Annotated in this window: 29 protein-coding genes and 1 tRNA gene; 25 read left to right on the forward strand and 5 right to left on the reverse strand. The window is 27.9% G+C overall.

What is annotated here, in order from left to right; all coding sequences use genetic code 11:
- The 13 genes from TVTCOM_RS07605 (at nt 1) to TVTCOM_RS07665 (ending at nt 12,250) form a co-directional block, all read left to right on the forward strand.
- The gene (locus tag TVTCOM_RS07605; RefSeq protein WP_434799242.1) at nt 1-1,452 is read left to right on the forward strand and encodes an MATE family efflux transporter; all 1,452 of its coding nucleotides are present in this window, start codon (nt 1-3) and stop codon (nt 1,450-1,452) included.
- 214 nt (nt 1,453-1,666) lie between these two features.
- Nucleotides 1,667-2,683 carry a LacI family DNA-binding transcriptional regulator gene (locus TVTCOM_RS07610; RefSeq protein ID WP_434799243.1) on the forward strand — a complete coding sequence of 339 codons (1,017 nt, stop codon included), beginning with the start codon at nt 1,667-1,669 and terminating at the stop codon, nt 2,681-2,683.
- Between the two features lie 25 nt (nt 2,684-2,708).
- Nucleotides 2,709-3,617 carry a ribokinase gene (rbsK, locus tag TVTCOM_RS07615; RefSeq protein ID WP_434799244.1) on the forward strand — a complete coding sequence of 303 codons (909 nt, stop codon included), beginning with the start codon at nt 2,709-2,711 and terminating at the stop codon, nt 3,615-3,617.
- A 6-nt stretch (nt 3,618-3,623) separates the two neighbouring features.
- Nucleotides 3,624-4,019, forward strand: coding sequence for a D-ribose pyranase (gene rbsD, locus TVTCOM_RS07620; RefSeq protein ID WP_434799245.1), 396 nt, complete (start codon nt 3,624-3,626; stop codon nt 4,017-4,019).
- A 14-nt stretch (nt 4,020-4,033) separates the two neighbouring features.
- Nucleotides 4,034-5,527, forward strand: a complete 1,494-nt coding sequence (gene rbsA, locus TVTCOM_RS07625; RefSeq protein ID WP_434799246.1) for a ribose ABC transporter ATP-binding protein RbsA — start codon at nt 4,034-4,036, stop codon at nt 5,525-5,527.
- Between the two features lie 15 nt (nt 5,528-5,542).
- On the forward strand, nt 5,543-6,508 hold the full coding sequence (gene rbsC / locus TVTCOM_RS07630; RefSeq protein WP_434799247.1) for a ribose ABC transporter permease: 966 nt from the start codon (nt 5,543-5,545) through the stop codon (nt 6,506-6,508).
- Between the two features lie 27 nt (nt 6,509-6,535).
- Nucleotides 6,536-7,450: a ribose ABC transporter substrate-binding protein RbsB gene (rbsB, locus tag TVTCOM_RS07635; protein ID WP_434799248.1), complete on the forward strand. Its 915-nt coding sequence runs from the start codon at nt 6,536-6,538 to the stop codon at nt 7,448-7,450.
- A gap of 239 nt (nt 7,451-7,689) precedes the next feature.
- Nucleotides 7,690-8,586 carry a hypothetical protein gene (locus TVTCOM_RS07640; RefSeq protein ID WP_434799249.1) on the forward strand — a complete coding sequence of 299 codons (897 nt, stop codon included), beginning with the start codon at nt 7,690-7,692 and terminating at the stop codon, nt 8,584-8,586.
- A gap of 137 nt (nt 8,587-8,723) precedes the next feature.
- Nucleotides 8,724-8,906 (forward strand): hypothetical protein, encoded by a 183-nt coding sequence (locus TVTCOM_RS07645; RefSeq protein WP_434799250.1) that lies wholly within the window; start codon nt 8,724-8,726, stop codon nt 8,904-8,906.
- 240 nt (nt 8,907-9,146) lie between these two features.
- On the forward strand, nt 9,147-10,334 hold the full coding sequence (locus TVTCOM_RS07650) for a M20 metallopeptidase family protein (protein ID WP_434799251.1): 1,188 nt from the start codon (nt 9,147-9,149) through the stop codon (nt 10,332-10,334).
- Complete coding sequence (locus TVTCOM_RS07655) at nt 10,331-10,645, forward strand: DUF3100 domain-containing protein (protein WP_434799252.1); 315 nt, start codon at nt 10,331-10,333, stop codon at nt 10,643-10,645. The genes TVTCOM_RS07650 and TVTCOM_RS07655 overlap by 4 nt, the downstream gene beginning before the upstream one ends.
- A gap of 49 nt (nt 10,646-10,694) precedes the next feature.
- Complete coding sequence (gene glyA / locus TVTCOM_RS07660) at nt 10,695-11,951, forward strand: serine hydroxymethyltransferase (protein WP_434799253.1); 1,257 nt, start codon at nt 10,695-10,697, stop codon at nt 11,949-11,951.
- 182 nt (nt 11,952-12,133) lie between these two features.
- On the forward strand, nt 12,134-12,250 hold the full coding sequence (locus TVTCOM_RS07665) for a hypothetical protein (protein WP_434799727.1): 117 nt from the start codon (nt 12,134-12,136) through the stop codon (nt 12,248-12,250).
- Nucleotides 12,251-12,347: 97 nt separating this feature from the next.
- Here TVTCOM_RS07665 and TVTCOM_RS07670 read toward each other — a convergent pair whose 3' ends face one another.
- Nucleotides 12,348-12,863 carry a hypothetical protein gene (locus tag TVTCOM_RS07670; RefSeq protein WP_434799254.1) on the reverse strand — a complete coding sequence of 172 codons (516 nt, stop codon included), beginning with the start codon at nt 12,861-12,863 and terminating at the stop codon, nt 12,348-12,350.
- Between the two features lie 651 nt (nt 12,864-13,514).
- On the opposite strand from TVTCOM_RS07670, the gene TVTCOM_RS07675 reads away from it, so the two are divergent.
- Nucleotides 13,515-14,627, forward strand: a complete 1,113-nt coding sequence (locus TVTCOM_RS07675) for a hypothetical protein (protein ID WP_434799255.1) — start codon at nt 13,515-13,517, stop codon at nt 14,625-14,627.
- A gap of 80 nt (nt 14,628-14,707) precedes the next feature.
- Here the strand turns inward: TVTCOM_RS07675 and TVTCOM_RS07680 are convergent, their stop codons facing one another.
- On the reverse strand, nt 14,708-15,400 hold the full coding sequence (locus TVTCOM_RS07680) for a hypothetical protein (protein WP_434799256.1): 693 nt from the start codon (nt 15,398-15,400) through the stop codon (nt 14,708-14,710).
- A 132-nt stretch (nt 15,401-15,532) separates the two neighbouring features.
- Nucleotides 15,533-16,159 carry a hypothetical protein gene (locus TVTCOM_RS07685; protein ID WP_434799257.1) on the reverse strand — a complete coding sequence of 209 codons (627 nt, stop codon included), beginning with the start codon at nt 16,157-16,159 and terminating at the stop codon, nt 15,533-15,535.
- A 605-nt stretch (nt 16,160-16,764) separates the two neighbouring features.
- Here TVTCOM_RS07685 and TVTCOM_RS07690 point away from each other — a divergent pair.
- The 4 genes from TVTCOM_RS07690 (at nt 16,765) to TVTCOM_RS07705 (ending at nt 17,980) form a co-directional block, all read left to right on the forward strand.
- The gene (locus TVTCOM_RS07690) at nt 16,765-17,076 is read left to right on the forward strand and encodes a hypothetical protein (RefSeq protein ID WP_434799258.1); all 312 of its coding nucleotides are present in this window, start codon (nt 16,765-16,767) and stop codon (nt 17,074-17,076) included.
- A gap of 265 nt (nt 17,077-17,341) precedes the next feature.
- Nucleotides 17,342-17,417 (forward strand) — tRNA-Met (locus TVTCOM_RS07695).
- 96 nt (nt 17,418-17,513) lie between these two features.
- Nucleotides 17,514-17,705, forward strand: coding sequence for a YwbE family protein (locus tag TVTCOM_RS07700; protein WP_018589554.1), 192 nt, complete (start codon nt 17,514-17,516; stop codon nt 17,703-17,705).
- Nucleotides 17,706-17,725: 20 nt separating this feature from the next.
- Nucleotides 17,726-17,980 (forward strand): hypothetical protein, encoded by a 255-nt coding sequence (locus TVTCOM_RS07705; RefSeq protein WP_228110148.1) that lies wholly within the window; start codon nt 17,726-17,728, stop codon nt 17,978-17,980.
- Between the two features lie 175 nt (nt 17,981-18,155).
- Here the strand turns inward: TVTCOM_RS07705 and TVTCOM_RS07710 are convergent, their stop codons facing one another.
- Nucleotides 18,156-18,314 (reverse strand): DUF1540 domain-containing protein, encoded by a 159-nt coding sequence (locus tag TVTCOM_RS07710; protein ID WP_228110147.1) that lies wholly within the window; start codon nt 18,312-18,314, stop codon nt 18,156-18,158.
- A 215-nt stretch (nt 18,315-18,529) separates the two neighbouring features.
- Between TVTCOM_RS07710 and TVTCOM_RS07715 the strand changes: the two genes are divergently transcribed.
- From TVTCOM_RS07715 to TVTCOM_RS07730, 4 genes are all read left to right on the forward strand, one after another.
- Complete coding sequence (locus TVTCOM_RS07715; RefSeq protein ID WP_265588937.1) at nt 18,530-18,652, forward strand: hypothetical protein; 123 nt, start codon at nt 18,530-18,532, stop codon at nt 18,650-18,652.
- Between the two features lie 104 nt (nt 18,653-18,756).
- Nucleotides 18,757-19,221 (forward strand): hypothetical protein, encoded by a 465-nt coding sequence (locus TVTCOM_RS07720; RefSeq protein WP_228110146.1) that lies wholly within the window; start codon nt 18,757-18,759, stop codon nt 19,219-19,221.
- A 211-nt stretch (nt 19,222-19,432) separates the two neighbouring features.
- Complete coding sequence (locus TVTCOM_RS07725) at nt 19,433-19,606, forward strand: hypothetical protein (RefSeq protein WP_434799259.1); 174 nt, start codon at nt 19,433-19,435, stop codon at nt 19,604-19,606.
- A gap of 13 nt (nt 19,607-19,619) precedes the next feature.
- Entirely contained in the window at nt 19,620-19,997 is a 378-nt protein-coding gene (locus TVTCOM_RS07730) for a type II toxin-antitoxin system death-on-curing family toxin (RefSeq protein WP_434799260.1), read from the forward strand.
- Nucleotides 19,998-20,482: 485 nt separating this feature from the next.
- Here the strand turns inward: TVTCOM_RS07730 and TVTCOM_RS07735 are convergent, their stop codons facing one another.
- Complete coding sequence (locus TVTCOM_RS07735) at nt 20,483-21,109, reverse strand: hypothetical protein (protein ID WP_434799261.1); 627 nt, start codon at nt 21,107-21,109, stop codon at nt 20,483-20,485.
- A gap of 328 nt (nt 21,110-21,437) precedes the next feature.
- Between TVTCOM_RS07735 and TVTCOM_RS07740 the strand changes: the two genes are divergently transcribed.
- The 3 genes from TVTCOM_RS07740 (at nt 21,438) to TVTCOM_RS07750 (ending at nt 23,213) form a co-directional block, all read left to right on the forward strand.
- Nucleotides 21,438-21,656 carry a hypothetical protein gene (locus TVTCOM_RS07740; RefSeq protein WP_434799262.1) on the forward strand — a complete coding sequence of 73 codons (219 nt, stop codon included), beginning with the start codon at nt 21,438-21,440 and terminating at the stop codon, nt 21,654-21,656.
- A gap of 184 nt (nt 21,657-21,840) precedes the next feature.
- Nucleotides 21,841-22,083 (forward strand): hypothetical protein, encoded by a 243-nt coding sequence (locus tag TVTCOM_RS07745; protein WP_434799263.1) that lies wholly within the window; start codon nt 21,841-21,843, stop codon nt 22,081-22,083.
- 86 nt (nt 22,084-22,169) lie between these two features.
- The gene (locus tag TVTCOM_RS07750; protein ID WP_434799264.1) at nt 22,170-23,213 is read left to right on the forward strand and encodes a DUF2812 domain-containing protein; all 1,044 of its coding nucleotides are present in this window, start codon (nt 22,170-22,172) and stop codon (nt 23,211-23,213) included.
- Nucleotides 23,214-23,459 lie beyond the last annotated feature (246 nt).

The raw sequence follows: 23,459 nt of genomic DNA on the forward strand, positions 1-23,459 counted from the left end.
ATGGAATATGTAAATCCATTAGGGAAAGAAAAGATATCAAAACTTCTAATAAAGTTTTCTGTGCCTGCTATTGTAGGTATGACAGTGAATGCATTATATAATATTGTAGATAGAATCTTCATTGGAAATAGTAGTGATTTAGGATCCTATGGTTTGGCGGGAATCACTATAGGCTTTCCTATTATGATAGTGCTTATGTCAATTGGGATTTTATTTGGTATAGGTGGTGCAACATTATTTTCAATAAAATTAGGAGAAAACAAACTAGAAGAAGCTGAAAACATTCTTGGAAATGCTTTTGTAATACTTATTATTTCAGGCTTTATATTTATGATTTTAGGTAATATTTTTTTAGAACCTTTATTATCATTGTTTGGTGCAAGTAAGGTGGTACTACCTTATGCTATAGAATATATGAGAGTGATTTTTTTTGGATCAATTTTTCAAGTGGTAAGTATGGGACTAAACAATTTTATACGTGCTGATGGTAATCCTAAAATAGCAATGATAACTATGTTTTTAGGTGCAGGCATAAATGTATTACTAGATCCTTTATTTATTTATGTTTTTAGAATGGGTATGACTGGAGCAGCTCTTGCTACTATATTGGCTCAGTTAGTTACAACTACCTGGGTAGTAATGTACTTTATAGGTAACCGCAGTAGAAACAAGCTTAAACTTAAATATATGAAGTTAAAATATAATATCATAATTAGCATAACTTCTTTAGGCCTTCCTGGATTTCTACTACAACTTGCTAGTAGTCTTTTAAATGTAATACTTAATAAAAGCCTATTTATTTACGGAGGAGATATAGCTGTATCCGGTATGGGAATAATAAACAGCCTACAGACTATTCTTCTAATGCCTATTGTAGGTATAAATCAAGGTGCTCAGCCTATAATAAGTTTTAACTTTGGAGCAAAAAACTATAATAGAGTTAAAACTGCAGTAAAACTTGCTATAGTAGCTGCTACTATTATCGTAATTGTAGGTTTTATTGTAACTAGATTATTTTCACATCAGATGATTTCTTTTTTCACTAATGATCCGAAATTATTAGAGTTTGGAAGTTATGCATTATTATCTTGGTTTTTATTCTTACCTATTATTGGCTTTCAGATTATTTCGTCAAACTTCTTTCAGGCTATTGGTAAATCTAAATCAGCTATGTTTTTAACTCTTACAAGACAGTTAATCTTTCTTATTCCAGCAATTATTATATTTCCTAAATTCTGGGGTATTAAAGGATTACTATATGCAGCGCCATTTGCAGACTTATTAGCTGCCTTATTAACAGGCGTATGGTTTTACTATGGAATCAAAAACTTGGGAGAAGATTCAGTTAAGAACACTTCTAGTGTTGATAGTATTCCTGATAATTTAGACACAGATAAAGTTGCAATGTTAAGTGTAGATACATCAATAACAGATCTACGTGATAAAAACTAATTTATAAAGATTAAAGGAGCATTTAGCGTAAACTAGATGCTCCTTTATGTTGTGCTCAAGCAAACAAGCAAAGGGAGTTTTTGTTTGTTAAAAAAAAGTCAAGAAAACGTTTATTAAAATACTTGCATTATTTTTTTGTGCATGATAATATTTAGGTAACCGGTAAAGTAAATCGGTTTCCTAAACCGGTTACCTTATGAGAGGAGAGATAGTTTTGGGAGTAACAATAAAGGATATAGCTGAGTTAGCAGGAGTATCAAAAACAACTGTTTCAAAGGTTATAAATAATAAAGATGATAGTATAAGTAAAGCTACTAAAGATAAGATTTTAAGGATTATTAAAGAACAAAATTATGTTCCAAATAAACTTGCCCAAGGGTTAGTAACTAAAAGAACTAAAACAATAGGGCTTTTAATACCTGACATACGAAATCCTTTTTTCACAGATATATCAAGAGGAGCAGAGGATTATGCTCGTAAGGAAGGATACAATATAATATTTTGCAGTACAGATGAAGATTATGAAAGAGAAGCTGAATGTATTGCAATGCTTGTAGAAAAAATGGTAGATGGAATAATCTTTGCACCGTCATCAAATACTAGTAAAAAAGATAATAGATACAATAATCTACAAATACCCATGGTTTTAGTAGATAAAAATATAGATATATTAAATGCTAAAGGATTAGTAATAGTAGACAATAAAAATGGAACATATGAATCTACTAAGTATCTTATAAATCAAGGTCACACAAAAATACTTTATCTTAGTGGACCTTTAAAAAATGAAATAAGTAAAGAAAGATTAAATGGATATATAAGAGCATTAGAAAAAAATAATATACAACATGATGAATGTGACATAGTTGAAGGTAAGTATACCTATGAGTGGGCTTATGAATTTATTAAAAATATAGATGTAATAAATCACAGTGCTATATGTTGTGCAAATGATTTAATTGCAATTGGAGTTATACAAGCACTAACAGAAAGAGGGATAAATGTACCACAAGATATAAGTGTTGTAGGATTTGATGATATACAAACTTCAAAGTTAATACATCCTTCACTTACAACAGTAAGACAGCCAGCTTATGAAATGGGTCAAAAGGCTAGTGAATTACTTATAAACTATTTAAAAAATAATGATATTGAACCAGTTGGTACAGTAACATTTAAACCTCAACTTATAATAAGAAATTCAACACAATCTAAAGAAAAAAATTGTTAAGCTAAAATATAAAGGAGAGTCATATATGAAAAAGATTTGCGTTATAGGTAGCCTTAATATGGACTTAGTAGTAAATGTAGATGAAATGCCAAAGAAAGGTCAAACTTTAATAGGAGGAAACTTCAAGGAAGTTCCAGGAGGAAAAGGTGCTAACCAAGCAGTAGCAATAGCTAAACTTGGTGGTGATGTATCTATGATAGGTAAAGTTGGAAATGACGGATTTGGTCAAACTTTAATAAATGCACTTAAAGCCAATAATGTAAAAACTGATTATATACAAATAGAAAATTGTTCATCAGGTGTTGCAATGATAACCGTTGATAAAAATGCTGAAAATTCTATAGTAGTAGCGCCAGGTGCGAATTTTAGAGTTTTAAGAGAAGATATAGATAAATGTATAGATAGCATAAAACAAAGTGATATAGTGGTAGTTCAACTTGAAACACCTTTAGATACTATAAAATATGCATTACAAGAATCTAAACAATTAGATAAATATACAATATTAAATCCTGCTCCAGCTGTTAAGTTAGATGAGGATATAATCAAAAATGTAGATTTATTAACTCCTAATGAAACAGAACTTGAAATATTAAGTGGAGTGAAGATAGAAAATGAAGAGGATATTATAAAAGCTGCGCAAGTTATGATACAAAAAGGTGTAAAGCAACTTATAGTTACACTAGGATCTAAGGGTAGCCTTTATATAGACAAAGATAATGTGAAGTTTAAAGAATCATATAAAGTAGATGCAATAGATACAACTGCAGCAGGAGATAGCTATACAGGAGCGTTATCAGTAGCTTTATCACAAGATAAAGACATGGAAGAAGCTATGGATTTTGCATCAAAAGTAGGAGCCCTATGTGTTATGAAAGAAGGAGCACAGACCTCTTTACCAACAATACAAGACGTTTTAAATTTTAGGAGGTAACAAAAGATGAAGAAATCAAATTTAATAAATAGTGAAATATCTTATGTAATATCTAAGATGGGTCATACTGAGAGCATAACAATATGTGATAGTGGACTTCCAATACCTAGTGAAGTTCAAAGAATAGATCTAGCTCTTAAAAGAGGGTTACCAACTTTTTTAGATACATTAGATAGTGTACTAGAAGAACTACAAGTAGAAGAAATAATATTAGCATCTGAAATAATAGAAATTAGTAATGATTTATATAAAGAAATAATTAAAAGATTTGAAAATATAAAAATAACTACAGTTCCTCATGAAGAATTTAAAAATTTAACTAAGTCATCTAAGGCAATAGTTAGAACTGGAGAATATACTCCATATGCAAATGTAATATTAAAATCGGGTGTAGTATTTTAGAGGGAGTGAACATTATGCAGCAACCTATATTACAAATGAAAGGTATAATTAAAGAATTCCCAGGAGTTAAGGCACTAGACGGTGTAAACTTAGAGCTTTATGAAGGTAAAGTTATGGGGCTTATGGGAGAAAATGGTGCAGGTAAATCTACACTTATGAAAATACTAAGTGGAGTATACAAAAAAAATGGTGGGGAAATCTACTATAAAGGTAATTTAGAAGATATAAAAGATCCTAAAGATGCTCAAGAAAAAGGTATAGCAATAATTCACCAAGAGTTAAATTTAATACACGACCTTACTATAGGTGAAAATATATTCTTAGGAAGAGAGCCAAAAGGAGCTTTTGGTAAAATAAACTGGAACAAGCTTTTTAAAGATTCAGATGAATTACTTGAAAAGTTAAATATTACTACAAGTTCTAAAGAATTAGTAGGAAAGTTAAGTATAGGTCAACAGCAAATGGTTGAAATAGCAAAAGCATTATCTTTAAACGCTAAAATAATAATAATGGACGAGCCAACAGATGCTTTAACAGATAAAGAAGCAGAAAGTTTATTTAATGTTATAAATGAACTTAAAAATGAAGGTAAATCTATAGTTTATATATCTCATAGGCTAAAAGAAATATTCCAAATATGTGACTATATAACTGTTTTAAGAGATGGAAAATATGTAGGTCAGGAAAATGTTTGCAATATAGATGAAGATACTATGATAGAAATGATGGTTGGAAGAAAGTTAACTGACCAATTTCCAAAACAAAAAGTAAATATAAAAGATGTGGTTTTAGAAGTTAAAAACCTTAATAATGAGTATGTTCATGATATATCTTTTAATGTAAAAAGCGGAGAGATAGTAGGAATAGCAGGTCTTATGGGAGCAGGTAGAACTGAGCTTGCTAAAACTATATATGGATATTTCAAAAAAGATAGTGGAGAAATTTATATAGATGGTAAAAAGATAGAAAATAAATCTTGTAAGGATGGTCTTAAAAATGGGATAGCTTATGTATCTGAGGATAGAAAAGGTGATGGGCTAATTTTAGGATTATCTGTTAAGGAAAATATGAGTATATCATCATTAAATAATATATCATCAGGAATTTCTATTAGTAAAAGTAAAGAATTAGAAGTAGTTAAAGACTATATTCAAAAGATGAATATAAAAACTCCTAGTGAAAATCAAATTATTAAAAACTTAAGTGGTGGGAATCAACAAAAAGTGGCCATAGGAAAAGCTCTTCTAACTAATCCTAAGTTATTAATTCTTGATGAACCTACAAGAGGAGTAGATGTAGGCGCTAAAAAAGAAATATATGACTTGATAAATGAATTTAAAAAAGAAGGTAAATCAGTTATTATGATATCTTCTGAAATGCCTGAGATATTAGGTATGAGCGATAGAATATTAGTCCTTAGTGAAGGAAAATTAAGTGGAGAATTTGATAGAGAAGAAGCAACTCAAGAAATAATACTAAAAAGTGCAGTAGGCACAAAAGAAGCATAAAAGGGAGTGAACAGTATGAGCAAAGTAGCAGATGAAAAGAAAAATTTAGATTTTAAGGAATTACTTATAAAATATAAAACACTAGTAGGATTAATATCGTTAATAGCTGTAGTAGCTGTTCTTAGTCCTTCATTTTTTACAGTTTCAAATATTTTGAATGTGCTTAGACAAACTTCTATAAATGCAGTTATAGCAGCAGGTATGACCTTCGTTATATTAACAGGTGGAATAGATTTATCTGTTGGATCTATACTTGGATTTAGTGGTGCTATGGCAGCAAGTCTTTTGGCATCAGGTCAAAATATGTTTGTGGTAGTACTTTTATCATTAACATTTGGAGCAGGTATAGGGTTTTTAAATGGAGTTATAATAAGTAAAGGTAAATTACAACCATTTATAGCAACACTAGCAACAATGACAATACTTAGAGGAGCTACATTAGTATTTACAGATGGAAAGCCCATATCATTTGGAAGTAGTGCAGGGGCTTTATCTTTTAGTAATATCGGTGGAGGAACTTTATTTGGAATACCAAATCCAGTTTTAATAATGATAGCAATATTTTTAGTATGTTATTATGTACTACATCAAACTAAAATAGGTAGATACACTTATGCTCTTGGTGGAAATGAGGAATCAACTAAATTATCTGGAATAAATACAGATAAAGTTAAAATGTTTGTTTATACAGTTAGTGGTCTTTTATCAGCAATTGCAGGGATTATAATAACAGCAAGATTATTCTCAGCTCAACCAAATGCAGGTAGTGGATATGAATTAGATGCAATAGCAGCAGTAGTACTTGGAGGAACAAGTCTTACTGGTGGAAAAGGTAAAATAGTTGGTACAATAGTAGGTGCTTTAATAATAGGTATATTAAGTAATGCTCTTAACTTATTAAATGTATCATCATATTTCCAAATGATAGCTAAGGGAGTAGTTATACTAATAGCTGTTCTTTTAGATAGAAAAAATGATTAAGACGTTAAACTAAAGGAGGAAGTTACAATGAAAAAAATTATTACAATGTTCATGGTACTAGCTTTATCATTAGGAGCATTAGCAGGATGTGCTTCAAAAGAAGGCAACAAGGATAGTAGCAAAGATAGCAAGAAAATAGGTTTAATAGTATCTACTTTAAACAATCCATTCTTTGTAGATTTAAAGGAAGGTGCAGAGGCTAAAGCAAAAGAATTAGGATATGAATTAATAGTACTTGATTCTCAAAATGACCCAGCAAAAGAAGTATCAAATATGGAAGATATAAGCACAAAAGGTGTTTCTTTGATATTATTAAACACAGTTGACTCTGATTCAGCTGCAGCAACTGTTCAAATAGCAAACAATGCATCTATACCAGTTGTAACTTTAGACAGAGCAGCAAATGGTGGAAAAGTTGCAACTCACATAGCATCAGATAATATAGCTGGTGGAAAAATGGCAGGAGAGTATATAGTAGAGCAATTAGGTGGAGAAGGTAACATAGTAGAACTTGAAGGTATAGCAGGATCTTCTGCAGCTAGAGATAGAGGAGAAGGATTTGCTCAAGGAATAAAAGGAAGTAACTTAAAAACTGTATCTAAACAAACTGCTGACTTTGATAGAACAAAAGGATTATCTGTAATGGAAAATATATTACAAGGTAACAAAGATATAAAAGCTGTATTTGCACAAAATGATGAAATGGCTTTAGGAGCTCAAAAAGCTTTAGCAGATGCAGGAATGAAAGACGTATTAATAGTAGGATTTGATGCTACTGATGATGCTGTAAAAGCTGTTGAAGAAGGTACAATGGCTGCAACTATAGCTCAACAACCAAAATTAATAGGATCTTTAGGAATAGAAACTGCAATTAAAATATTAGATGGACAAAGTGTTGATGAATTTATTCCTGTAGAATTACAATTAGTAACTAAAAAATAGTTTATTAATTACAGAGGTATAAAACGAGGTACTATAAATTATTTATAGTACCTCTTTTTATGGTGAATAGGAAATTTTAATTATATATTGATGGATTTTGTGAACAAGAAAAAATAAAAATTTAATAATATATAGAGGTATTTTACAAAAAATATGTAATTAATACAATATATCGGCAAAATAATACGGCAAAAGCTATAAATCAATATAAAATGTTAATTTTGAGGGGATTGATGTTTATGAAAATTGCATTATTAGCGCCTGATTCTATTGCAAGCAAAGTTGAACCTATTGTTAGAACTCAAATGGATTCTATAGAATTAAAAATATATATCTATAATGATTATATAGAAGTATTAGATATTTTAAGTAAAATACAAAATAAATACGATGGAATTATGTTTGCAGGTATAATAAGCTATTATTTAACAAAACAAAATATAAAAGATTTAAGTATTGATACATATTCAAAATCAAACATGAAGCAAATTTTTGATATGGTTGGAGTAAATTTAAATGATACAAATATAAAGTTATATGAATTAAATTTAGAAAATTATAGGAATCTAAATGAAGAAGCACTTGAATTTCATAAAAAGAACTTAAAGGAAAATAAAAATGTATGTGTTGTTACAGCCTTAAGTAAAGTTAATAATGAATTAAAAAATATGAATATCAAAAATTACATGGCAATACCTACAGAAAGTGTAATAATGGATTCCTTTGAAAGACTGTATTTAAAATATATAGCTAAAGTTAATAAAAATAGTCAACTTGTTTCAATATTTATAGAAATAGACTTGCCTAGTGAATACTCTCTGATAAGTAAAAATGAGTATTATTATATAAGAGAAAAAAACAAGGTAAGTGATATAGTATATGAATTTGCAAGAGATATTGAAGCTACAATAGTTGAAGTTAGCTTTAATACATACTTGCTTTTTACTACAAAAGAAATTATTGAAAGAAAAACAAATAACTTCAAAGAAATAAGTATACTAGGCTGGATTTCGCAAAAATCACTACATATTGTATCAGTGGGTATAGGTTATGGTAAAACAGCAAGTGAAGCCAAATACAATTCTAATATAGCAATGATTAAATCAAAAAATATGATGAAAACACTGCCTATGTAATATATGAAGATGGTATTAGTGTAGGACCTATCAATAATATTAAAAGAAAAAACAAAGAGAAGATAGACGAAAAAATATTAGAAATAGCAACGAAAACTAATTTAAGTATAAATAAAGTATTAAAAATTTATAATGTGGTGGATAAATACAAAATAGACTGTTTTACCACAAGTGAACTATCTAAATACTGTGGTACTTCTATTAGATCAATGAGTAGAATATTGAACAAATTAGAAGAGTGCAATTATATTGATATAGTAGGCAAACAATTTCTAGATGGTTCTGGTAGACCCAAAAGAATTATGAAATTTAAATTTTAAAAAAAGATATCTATTTAAATAATTTTTAAGTTATTTGAATAGATATCTTTTTTATATTTTAAGGGATTATAAATAATCTTTAATTTGATTGAAAATTCTCATAATTAAAGTCATTTTAATGTACTATTATGGCTATTAGATATTATTTATAATTAAATTACATATAGAAATATATTTATATAAGGTGTGTTTAAATATAAAAAATGAAACAAAATGTGAAATCTTATAAGGAGGAATTTTATGCTTAATGTGAGGGATTTTTCTCAAAAATATGAAGATAAGCTTTTAGAATTTTTTAAGGATTTGCATATGAACCCTGAATTAAGTTTTAAAGAATTTAGAACTACAAGGAAAATTGAAAATTTATTAAAATCACTTGATATTGAAATTTTAGACATGGGAATGGAAACAGGTGTAGTTGGTTTATTAAGAGGGAAACATAGTGGACCAACCGTTGCTCTAAGAGGAGATATTGATGCACTTCCCATAGTAGAAGAAACTGACTTAGATTATAAATCAAAGATAGATGGCGTAATGCATGCTTGTGGTCATGATGTTCATACAACATGTTTAGCTGGTGCAGTCATGATTCTATCAGAGCTAAAAGATCAACTACATGGAAATATAAAATTTATATTTCAAATTGCTGAAGAAAAAAATGCTGGAGCAAAAATGCTTGTTAAAGCAGGTGTGATGGATGATGTAGATGCAATATTTGGTCTTCACAATCATCCAGACGTACCAGTAGGAAAAGTAGGTGTAAAACTAGGTGGACTAATGGCAGCTGTTGATACAATCTGGATAGATATTTATGGTAAAGGTGGACACGGAGGTATTCCTCAAAGAACTATCGACCCTATTGTTGCAACAAGCGCAGTGATTCAAGGGGTACAAAGTATTGTTAGTAGAAATATAAGTCCTATGGATTGTGTAGTGGTCTCCATTGGAACTATAAATGGTGGAACAGCAAACAATGTAATAAGCGAACATGTTAATATGAGTGGTACTGTAAGAACTTTTGACAAAGAAATAAGAAAAAATATACCGGAAATATTAAGCAAAAAAGTAGAAGGTATAGCGAAAGGATATGGCGCAACAGGTAAAGTTACTTATAGATATGATTTGCCTGCAGTAATAAATGAAAAAGAGATGTATGACTTAGCGTGTGAAGCAGTAAAGCAAACATATGGACAAGGGGCTATATTTGACCCAGTACCAACAACTGGTGGAGAAGATTTTTCCATATTTACTGAAAATAAACCAGGATTTTTCTATTGGCTAGGTGTGGGAAATAAGGAAAAAGGATATGTTAATCAATGGCATAACCCAAGATTTGTGGCAGACACAGACTCTTTGTTAGTAGGATCAAATGTGTTGGCTCAAAGTGCTATTAATTTTATGTTAAAGAATGAAAGCTCCAAAATATGATTATTTGTCTAATATTAGCTTTATTAAAACCCATTAAAATAATAGGCTCGAATGAAGATTGTAATATATCAGATAAGATTGTTGTTATAGGAATCGCTGTATTTTGTGCGAAAGTAGGAGTGAACAGTGGTGCAGCAATAGAAAGTGTTATATCAGCAGGTCCAGCACTTATTTTACAAGAACTTGGAAACTTAGGAACTATTTTTTTAGCACTACCAATAGCATTATTATTAGGATTTAAAAGAGAATGTGTTGGAATGACACATTCAATAGGACGTGAGCCTAATATTGCATTTATAGCAGATAATTAATTTTTATAAAGTTAAATAAAATTGGGATAAATTTAAGGGGGATTAGTATATGTTAAAAACTACAAAAATAACAGATCCAGAATTATATTCAATAGTAGAAAAAGAACTAGAAAGACAAAAATATAATATAGAAATGATAGCATCAGAAAGTTCTGCACCAACAGAAATATTAGAACTTACGGGAAGTGTATTTGTAAATAAAACAGAAGAAGGTCTTCCAGGTAAGAGATATCAAGCTGGTTCAGAGCATGCAGATGAAGTAGAAAACTTATGTATCAAAAGGGCTAAAGAAGCTTTTGGTTGTGAATATGTAAATGTTCAAGCTTATTCGGGAGCAACTGCAAACTATACAGTATTTAATGCTGTACTTGATCCAGGAGACAAAATACTTGCCATGAGGTTAGATCATGGTGGACATTTAACTCATGGTTCACCAGCAAACTTTGTAAGTAAAATATTTAATTATGAACATTATGGTGTAGATTTAGAAAGCGAAACAATAAATTATGATGAAGTTGAAGCTAAAGCATTAGCATTTAAGCCTAAAATGATAATAGCAGGAGCTAGTGCTTATCCAAGACTTATAGATTACAAAAGAATGAGAGAAATAGCGGATAAAGTAGGAGCATATCTAATGGTAGACATGGCTCATATATCAGGACTTATAGGAGCAGGAGTAATTCCTTCACCTATACCTTATGCAGATTTCTGTACATCTTCTTGTTCTAAAACAATTTGTGGTCCTAGAGGTGGGTTTGTAATGTGCAAAGAAAAATATGCAAAAGCATTGAATAGATCAACTTTTCCAGGGACACTAGGTTCTATACAAATAAATGGTATAGCTGCAAAAGCAAATATGTTTAAAAGAGTAAGAGAGCAAAAGTTTATAGATACAATGCAAAGGGTTTTAGACAATGCTAAATGTTTGGCAAAAGAATTAGAAAAAAGAGGATTTAGAATAGTTAGTGGTGGTACTGATAACCATATAGTACTTGTTGATTTGAGGGCTAAAAAAATAACTGGGAAACAGTTTGATCAAGCGCTTGAATCAATAGGTATAACAGTTAACAAAAATACTATTCCAGATGACCCAGAAAGCCCATTTGTTACAAGTGGTGTACGTATAGGACTAACAGTAGTATCAGAGAGAGGCTTTGGTAATGCTGAAATAGCTGAGATAGCTGATATTATGGAAAAGGTTGCAGAAAATATAGACAATGAAGAAGTTTTAAACGAATGCAGAGTTCAAGCAAGAAGCCTAATTTCAAAATTCCCATTATACCAACAAGGATATTTTGAAGATTAATCTTATATAACAGTAAAAACTCAAAAGACTTAGACCATGAAAGAAGAGGTCTAAGTCTTTTAAATTTTGGCTATGTTAGATATACTTGTGACAAATATTTTCAGGAGGAGCGTATATTAAGCCCTAAAAACGATGTAGTCTTTCAAAAACTATTTAGAGTAAAGCAACATGAGAAAATACTAATAAGTTTCTTAAACTGGATATTAGAATCATGGGGCAATGACAGAATAAAAAGTCTCATATTTGAGGAAAAAATTTTAGATGCGTCATTGATAGCCAGTGAAAAATTAAGATTATGATCAAGTCTCATATGCATATATTGATACCCAAATGAAACTTGGTGCTTCTCATGTAGAAGGTAATTGGTAAAAATAAAGTGTGTACTTTTATATGCAATTATTTATTATACAGTTGTTTTTTTAATAACTGCTTATCATGTTCAGATTGAAAACAAGAACAAGGAATAACAGCAACTATATTATTATTAAAACCCACAGCCATTAAAACGTCATTGTATTCTATTAACCTAGATATATCAACTAATTTAGTTGTAATACATACATGATTATAATAATATGAAACTTCGTCCTTATTTATTTTCACAGACTGTATACTTAGTGTATCTGGATTTTTTTTAACAGCTTTTCTCACTAATTTAACTCGTTTTTTATCAAGATGTTTAGTTGTTGAAAAAAAGAAATACGCAGCAAGCATTATTCCGCCTATCATACTGTAGTTCAAAAAATGACTAAAACTGCGAAATATCAATATAGTAATACCTATTGATACATATACTCCAATGGCGATTTTATTTAGTAGTTTCTTAATAAAAACTTTCCCCGCGTCTAGCTCTGTTATAAACTTTAAAACAGTTGAATACTCTTCAACTGTTAGTTTGAATTCATATTCCATAACCTTATCTCCTTTGTTATAGTTTAATGTTTATACATATAATAAGAACACAAAAATAATTATAGATAACATACTACCAGTGTATTGTAAGTGATGCTTTTTTAAAGTTAACATTTTGTTCTGCAATATATTTATAGTTTTTTCTTTTTTAAATCTAAGAGATTTTGCTTGGGTTATTTTTTGAAGTAATTTATTTACATAAAATTCCAATTATATTCCCTATTTTATAACAATCAAAGTTGTATTTCAATAGATATAATCCAACAAGTTAAATGTTTTGTAAATCATAAGTAAATTGTTAATGATGATTTAATTTAATAAACCAGTTATATATGTATATCACAATGTATGGGAGTTTACACGATTGATTAAAGTTTTTTCACAGATTTTAAAAATCTAATGGATCAAATAATTTTAAGTATGTATTCAAGAATAAATTTATCATACGTCTATTTATCTTGAGTTTGCATTATTTGAAGAATAGTATTAAATTTACTGAGATTAATAAGTTTTATTTTGAATACTTTTATTAAATATTTTTTATTACAATTTTTAAGCAATTATTTTAATGATTAACTTAAGGTTTACAAAATCATAACTTATACCTATATATAAATAGAAATAATAAAAACAAAATAAAGGAGAAATAATATGCAAAAAAGATTTACACAAGAAGAGTTAACTTTAGAAAAATTACAAGAAGTCAGATTAAAATATGATGATTTATGTAAAAATAAAAATACAGAGACATATCTTTTATCACAAGAAGAAGTACATTTTTCATTAGAGGAGGAAGATTTACTTATGTTGGGAGAAGATGGCATTAAAACATTATCAATTCCTGAGACTGAGGAAGAAATCGACATATTAAATACCGAAATATCAGAACAATTTGATTTAATGGAAGAGGAGTTTTCTAATATGGGAATTTATCCTAAGAAAGTGAAACTTTTAAATGATTCTGATGGATCGGTAGAAGAATTAAAAGTCATGGATTTTTCAGAGGTTGAGCCTGGTAAGTTACAAGAGGTAATGAACATCATAAAAATAAGCTCTGTTGGTACTTCCACTGGTCACGTTGATATTGGTAGTTATCCTACCTCTAATCACTATTACGATGGATTAAAATGTGCTCATAGCCAGTTAGGCTACTTACAATATACAAATGGTGTTTCATACATCCCAGTTATGAAAAGTGCAAGTTCACCTGATGATAAAGCTTATGTTGTTGCTCGTGTATACTCTGGAGAGTATTTTACTTATCTAAGTTCATCATCAAGTAATTCAAAGACTCAAATAAAAATAAAAGATTCTGGCGGGACGTTTACAACTGGTTATATTGAAAATAGATTTAATATACAGCAAGGAATTAGTCAGTCTGGTTACTTTACAAAAGGAACTCCTGCTGCTCGTGCTAGGTTATGGATTGAAAAAGCATATGGTTGGGTACAAAAGATTGGTGGTAAGAAGCAGCCATTATTTAAAAATTTTTATTCTACAAATGGTGGTATTCCTATATATGATGGTGATAAGAATCAAATAGGAAAAAGAGCTGGTTATGGATGTTATGTATCAGGAAGAATTGGAGCAAAAACTGGAGAATCAATGAAAAACTGGTTACAAATACAATATTATCAAACAAGTACTTCTCAATATCCACAAGGAGACAATACATTCTATTCAGCTGGAACTAACCACCCTTATTTTGTGTCTACGGGTATTGATTCAAATTCAACAAAACCATTTATACGAGTGATGGCATAAATAGCTTACACTTAGTTAAATTAAGTAAATTAAAAAAGAGTCATTGTTGAATTTATTCAACAATGACTCTTTTTTATTGATTAGTTAAATTCTATTTTATTATATACATTCTTTATATTAGTATCAGAATAATCTCTAGATTCTAAACGTATATCGTTTTCTTCATTTATTCTACTTCTTTTTTCTGATTTACTTAAATTATCATTTTTTACATTAATCATATCAGAAATAGAACCTTCTTCTTTAGATAGAGCTAATGTTATATAAAAATAAGTAGTAATAGCTTGTTTTGATTCTCCTTCTATATAGCGACTATGAATAAAATCCCTATATTTCATAATCAACTTGTAGAAATCAGCTTGAGTGACATCCTTTGTTAAAATGTCATCAGCAAAATTATCATACTCTTTTTTAACAAATTCATAATAGGAGCTTAAAAACCTAATCTTTTTCATATCATTTTCAAATTTATCTTCACTAAGTTGTGATATATCTGGAAATGTTTCTTGCGGAGTAGTATTTACTGTGATTCTATCGTGAATAGTATCATTACTATAAGTGACATAATTACTTTTACCATCTATATCAGATCCTTTTCCAAGATTATTCACTGCAATAGACTGCAATTCTTTAAAAGTTATATTTTGTTCTGCTGAACCTTCAATAGGTAAGTTGTTTGTATTTTCTGTTTGTTCATTCATATTTTTAGTGTTACTACAGCCCATGGATAGAAATGATATAATAAATATAATCATCATAACTTTTCTGATCATTAAAAATAAATCCTCCCCTCTTTTGAATATTCCATATATTTACAATTGGAGTATATCATAAAATATATTTACTCCAAGAATATATACTTTATTTCATCAATAATAATTATGTTTTGTCCATTTTAATATTATTTAATATTCAATCTTATTGCCGTTAGAATCATACATTTCAGTAATTGTATAAACAGATTTGTTAATTTTTTCTTTATTATCTTTTATCAATCTTTCTAGAGTTTCTTTGTCATTCTCAGAGTCTTTTAACTTTATAGTATTCTCTATAAAATCATTCATAGCAATAATTACCTTATGTGGATGGTTACCTTCAGAAGGAACTGTGTTTATAAGATAATATGTTAAATAATAATTTTTTTCTAAATCATTTTCAAATTTGTTATTTTTATACTCTGATTCTAAATATTGTAATGTTTGATCTTTTAAATTTTTATTTGTATTAACAGATAAATCATCTAAAACAACAAGTTTATTTATTAACTCTATCTTATCTGATGAATTCTGACTTTCTGAAGAAATGTTTTTTGCATTTTGTGCATACTTAAGAATTTGATCTAAGGATGTTATATTTAATTCTTGAATTTGCTCTTTATTTTTTATTTTATCTAAATTTTGACTATAGGCGTTATTAACATCATCAGCACTACTTAACTTAGTCAAATCAATTTCAGAAACAAAAGAACTACATCCAACTAAAGTTAATAATAAGAAGAAACAAGCAATGTTAATGAAACTTTTTTTTATCAATTAAGCTACCTCCTATCTAATATATATCTAATAAATCGATTCTTACATATATATAAGTTCAAGTTATCTATTCTTCCCTAATTGTGAACATCTAGAATTGACTACTAACTATTCTAGGTGCTACATATTTAATCCCCCTCCTTAATAATTTATTTATAGAAAGAATCATATTATAAAAATTGATGAACCCTATTATTAATGATATCATTAATAACTTTATTTTAACATGTAAATATATTTATCTAATATATAAAATTATTGAGGCTTTAGATTTACAGTAATGAAAGTATGAGATAACATTAAGTCAAGAAAAGAAAAAATATATAATAAATATATATTTTTTTTATTTTGAATAACATATAAATTTCAACTATTACAGAATTAAGATGAATATTGTTTTAATTTATTAATTATTTAATTAAAACTTTTTTTATTAAATTGCTGTCTAATAAATAAAACAGTAAGAATTTATAAAAAGGGAGGAATATATGAAAATAAATAAAACGTTTATAATAGTTATATGTTTAGTATCAATATTAAGTATCGGGTGTAGCAAGAATTAAAAAATAATTAAAGAAGATGAGCAAGATACTGGAAAGATAACTATGCAGGATAGTTTATCTGAAGTAAAGGATAAACTAATAAAGGCATCTGTTTATGACAAAATGGATAAAGCTACGAGAAACATGGAAGAGTCTCTAGAATATGTGAAAAGTATTTTACCACAAGGAATTAAAGAGACTAATAAAGAGTATAAAAAAGATAAAGGAATAACCGAAGTTACATATGAAGTAGATGATTTTAAGTTTACTGTTTGGTATATACATCCTCAAGGTAAAGGTGAAAGTAGTGATGAGGAATATGATTTAGAAAAAACTTCAGGAATATATTTTCCGGCTATAAATTGGCATAGTTAATAAAATAGTATAAAACAATTTGTGTTTGAAATTTCCAAAAATGTACATTATGTTAAAATTAATATTATATTTAACTGACGCTGAGATTATTATCCTTATGAATGGGGAAGATTTATCTGAACACAAGAGGCTATTTCATAAGATTTTAGGTGTTTAATACTATATATAATGCTTATTATATGGTTAAGTTAGGAAAGAAAAATTTAATAATGGGTTGTTATATTAAATTATATATGTTATAGTTAATACACAAATCAAATAATATCGCGGAGTGGAGCAGTTGGCAGCTCGTTGGGCTCATAACCCAAAGGTCACAGGTTCGAGTCCTGTCTCCGCAACCAATTAATACTATGAATATAAAACTCTTATATCACTTGATATAAGAGTTTTTTTAAAATATAACAAAAATATTTTTTGAATAAAAAGAGGAAATAAATATGAATGGACAAAATAGAGATAATATAAAAATAGGAAGTAAAGTATTAGTAGTTCAAAAACAAGACCAAAGAACTGGAAAATTAACAGAGGGTGTGGTATCTAAAATACTTACAAATTCTAAAACTCATCCCCATGGAATCAAGGTTATGCTTGAAAGTGGCATAGTTGGTAGAGTTCAAGAAATTTTATAAATATATTTTAAGGAGATTTTATGATAAAAAGAGAATTTGAAATAAATGACATAGCCTATCTTGCAAAAAATAGAAGGATAAAGGCACATATAGATGGAAGTGAAACTAACACAAAGAATATTTCTTTAAAAGCAGGAGATGCAGTTAGAATACTAGATTATTATGAAATAGAAAAGTATGGATATTCATATGAAGCAGAGTTAAAAAAAGATGGAACAACATATGTAATAAGAAAGCATTTAAGTCAATCAGACTTAAGGCCTAAAAAAGTTTAAATCTGAGTAAATTTATAAATTTAATATATTGTTAAGAAAGAGAGTTTTAGCCTAAGACTCTCTTTTTCAGTTTAAAAAAGCAATGTATATAATTAATTTTGTGTAAATATATGAAGTTAGTAACTTTCTTAAATAAAGAATACTGCCTACACAAAGTAGGCAGTATTAAAATTAATTATTTTTTTGCAAAACTTCCACAATCAGTTTGTTCAACTGTAGTTGCTGAACCACTGTGTTTTACAACACGAATTTTGTCTAAAGCACAATAGTTTTCTTGATCACTGTGGTATTTACATTCTGTAACTTCACAAGCTATACTTTCATTTTTTTTCATTGTTATCTCTCCTTTGTTGTCTTATTCTTTATGTTACGATATTATTATGTTATATTAACGCTAATTTTATTCGAGTAATTTGTAATAATATGTTTTAGGTATTAAATCATATTTAAGTCACTTTAGAACTGAATAATTTATTACACAATATTAATATATATTGTGTAATAAATATTATGGCTTCCAAGGTTAGAGTATTTAAAAAGTTTTAATATATGACTTATCTTTATTTTTATGATAGAGATAAGCAATCTATATCAGTAACAGCTCTTGAGAAAATTGTCAACGAATCAAAAATAGAATGTTATAGATGGACAAGAGTGGTTAAAAGAAGTTAAAAAATTAATGTTATAATTAGTATGTAATCAAACTATAATTTAACTCACATTTGTTATATTGTGAGAAGGAAATATAAAATCTTTATAAAATTGGGAGAGAAGAAATGAAGAAAAAATATTGCATAATTTCAAACGTAGTTCTTCTTTTATGGTACTTTTTAGCCATGATAGGAGTTGACTTTGGTAATAAGTACTTGGTTACAAGTTCATATAAAGAAGAGTGGTTTTTCATGGTGATTCCATTAGTTATATTTATCGTATTCGTTTTTAAAGAGCAGGTAGGAAAATATCTTCTTTTAATATGGAACTCTATGTGGCTTATTACTCAATTTTTAAGTCATGAATGGTATACCATATTTAGGGATGGATTTATGGGAAGCACTGAAGGGAAAATTGAATATTTTAAAGATGCAATTAAAATTTTCACATCAGAAACAGTGTATATTCCTGATGTTTATCATATTATTCTACATATATTGATAATTATTGCTTTAACAACAACTATAATCTACAGTTTTGATAAAAAATCAAAGACTAAGAGTTATATTCCAAAGAATAAATTCAAGTAACAATTTTAATACTCAACTATCAACAATGGTTTAAAACAGAGCCTAAAATAAAACATGGAATTCACATAAATTATTTATAAATTCCTTAGGACTATGATCAATGTTACAATAGTTATAGATTGTGAAATAAATTATGCAGTAATCATTTTAAAAAGCTTTCATTTAGATTATAATATATAATAAATATTATTTTTATTAAGGAGATGATTTTATGACTTTAGCTGAAAAACTTGTATTAAATTTCAATGAACTTAATGAAACTGAACAAAAAGAAGTTGTAGATTTTGTAGAATTTTTAAAACATAAAAAAGAAAAAGAACTATTTAACCTTATGGATGAAGTAATTGTAGAAAATAAAATTGCCCTAGATGAGCTTTCTAAGTAAGGAGAACTAAGAAATGAAATGTATTACACTAACTCAATTAATAGAGTTTCATAAAAGAATAACAATCAAAACAGGTGGTAGTGATGGAATAAGGGATAAAGGTTTATTAGAAAGTGCTCTAAATAGACCATTGGCTACATTTTCTGGAGAAGATTTATATACACCAACTGAGAAAAAAATAGCTGTAGTTACACATAGTTTGATTTGCAATCATGGTTTTATTGATGGAAATAAAAGAATAGGTGTATCTACAATGATATTATTATCAAAAATAAATAACATTAATTTGAAATTTACACAACAAGAGTTGATAGAATTAGGAATAAGTACTGCAAAAGGTAAATATTCAGAAGAAGATATATTTAATTGGATATTAAATCATAAAGACTAAAGGAGCATTTAGAGTAAACTAGATGCTCCTTTATTACGTAAAACTAATTTATTACACAATATTAATGTATTATGAAATAAATATTATAATTATTTTATGATTTCGCGAAAACATTTGTTTTAGTGGACACTTTTTTAGTTAATGTATTTAAGACAATTTGTATTTACTTAAAAAGAAAACAGTAATTATATGGGATTATTTAAAATGGGGGATAATTTGAGATGAACATGAGTTTTGAAGTGCATTATCAAACGAGTACTTCTCAAAATCCAAAAGAGCCAAATGCATATATGCTAAAGATATAGACAGAGTATTTGCTAATGGATGGTTTTCACTTTTCTGTAATGGCGTAGGTTATGTTGATACAGGGATAAAAAGTTCATCTAGAAATCCTAAAGTTAAAGGTAATTGGTAAAGAATATAAAAATGTAATTTGAATAAAAAACTCCTACATAAATTATTTTGTCGTAGGAGTTTTTTATTATTTAATATTCAATCTTATTGCCGTTAGAATCATACATTTCAGTAATTGTATAAACAGATTTGTTAATTTTTTCTTTATTATCTTTTATCAATCTTTCTAGAGTTTCTTTGTCATTCTCAGAGTCTTTTAACTTTATAGTATTCTCTATAAAATCATTCATAGCAATAATTACCTTATGTGGATGGTTACCTTCAGAAGGAACTGTGTTTACAAGATAATATGTTAAATAATAATTTTTTTCTAAATCATTTTCAAATTTGTTATTTTTATACTCTGATTCTAAATATCGTAATGTTTGATCTTTTAAATTTTGATTTGTATTAACAAATAAATCATCTAAAACAACAAGTTTATTTATTAACTCTATCTTATCTGATGAATTCTGACTTTCTGAAGAAATGTTTTTTGCATTTTGTGCATACTTAAGAATTTGATCTAAGGATGTTATATTTAATTCTTGAATTTTCTCTTTATTTTTTATTTTATCTAGATTTTGACTATAGGCGTTATTAACACCATCAGCACTACTTAACTTAGTCAAATCAATTTCAGAAACAAAAGAACTACATCCAACTAAAGTTAATAATAATAAGAAACATGCAATATTAATGAAACTTTTTTTTATCAATTAAGCTACCTCCTATCTAATTTATATCTAATAAACCGATTTTTACATATATATAGGTTCAAGTTACCTATCTATTCTTTCCTAATTGTGAACATCTAGAATTTTAAGTACAAAGGGTGTAAACATGGAGAAAATCATATTATAAAAATTGATGAACCCTATTATTAATGATATCACTAATAACTTTATTTTAACATGTAATATATTTATCTAATATATAAAAATAATTACAAGTTGATTATATGGTGTTCATTGATTTTTCATGTTATGCAAGTTAAACCATTGGAATACCTTGACTATGATGCACAGCCTGCCGAGGGTGAAGTTCTTGATAATTTATGTCAAAAACATGCTATCTATTTTTGTTGAATTAAAGCATAATGGAGAAATATTTAGAAATATTTTTAAAAAAAACAAGGAAATACAAAATTTTAGTAGTATATATAAACAGGTAGATGATACTCTTGCAAGAAACAATCAGGGAACTGGAATAGGCCTTTCTCTTTTAAAGTCTTTGGTTGAACTGCATGGTGGACAGATATATTGAAAAAATCAAATAAATATTCAAATTATTTAAATATCTAATTTAAATTTGCAATTTTATATTTGAAAGTAAGAGAGCATATGTTGTACTGATCACAATTGTTAGACCAAAATTCTAAGAAGTGAAAAGCAGTATAATGTTACAAGATGCTCTTTTTTTATGTAAAAGAGGGGGGAGGAATAAATAAATGAATAATTCAAAAAATGTTAAATTGCTATACTGTATTTTAGGAAGTTTTATGCTTACATTACTTCAAACTCCAATGTTTATTCAGGCAACGTACGCAATCTTTGATGGTAGCATAGGTGCTAATTTATTTACAGAGTTGCTATATAGAGTATTTGGGGTGATATCTTTTGTTGGAGTTATTTTATTTATAGTATTTTCATGTAACTTAATTATAAGTAATATTAAGTTTAATAATAAATAAACAAATTTATTATATTGTAAAGGGTATGCAACTAAAATGATACATTTTTATAAAGTAAAAGGATGATAAATAAAAAGGGGGATTTTATGAAAATAGGAGAAAATAAATTGCTAAAAATAAACACATTTGACCTGCTAGATACAGAAAGCCTAGAAGCATATCTAAGTAAAAAGGCACTAGAAGGATGGATGATAAGTAAAGTAAGCAAAATTCTTTTAACCTTTGAAAAAACAGATCCTAAACCTATAAAATTCTTTGTAGACATTACAGATAGACATCCATTAGAAATTAAATATGTTCCAACCAAGGAATATATAGATTCTGCTAAGGAAGAAAACTTGGAACATATTTGTGGCAATGATGATTTACAAATATTCATAAATAGAGGTAGCCCAAAAAGAATAAAGAAGAAAAAATTAAAATTTAGCAAAGTGTTTATGGCGGAATTTGGAATTTTAATTAATATATTTTTAATAATATTGCTTTCTTTATTAAATTATTTATCATCTACAAAGTTTTTTATACTTTTTATAAGTAACAAGTCTTTTATAATTTGGACAATAGCAATAACTATTTTTATAATGATGCCCTATTTAGTATTGGGTTATATAAGTATAGGGTATTTACAACTTGATAACAGCAGCAATATTTCAAAAGAGGAGATGCCTTTGTCCTTGGAGGATTTTAATGTGGATATTCAAAAAGGAAGAGAGTGTACTAAATCAAGTTCCTCATCTCCTTTTGCAAAGTATGTTGAGTATTATGATGATACTTATAAAGAAACAATTCAAAAAGCTTATGATGAAGCAAGCAATAGCCATTATAACGAATATTCACAGGAGTATACAGCTAGTATATTATACTCAATATTTGAGAGTGAATATGACAAAATCATGGATAAGGCTTTAGATTCTTTTTTAGACGAATATAGTGACTATGACGTTTATTATAAAAAATTAACGGATAAAGATGAATTAAAAAACTGGGGAGCAAAAGAAGTTTATGCATCAGATTTTATGGATGCTAGGATAGTTGTTTATGATAATAGGATTATAACTATTAGTAGTGAATTGGGTTATAATAAGGAAAATATAAATATGATTAAAAGAAAAATTGGTGCTCAAAAGTAAAAAGAGAATACAAATTAGTCTTTAATTTTAATGAGATATGAATTATAAATACAGTTTTGATGTAGGGGATGCTTAGTTATGATATTATGGTTTTTATTGGAATTTTATTAATGGAGCCTATATTTACATCCTTACCCGGAAGTTTACCTAGATTTGTACCATACTTTATAATTTTATTTATTCTCATGATAGCATCTCGATTATTACTAAAACCTACATTCTTAAAAAAATAAATTTCAAATTTAG

The organism is Terrisporobacter vanillatitrophus, from assembly GCF_051148895.1.
GTDB lineage: Bacteria > Bacillota > Clostridia > Peptostreptococcales > Peptostreptococcaceae > Terrisporobacter > Terrisporobacter vanillatitrophus.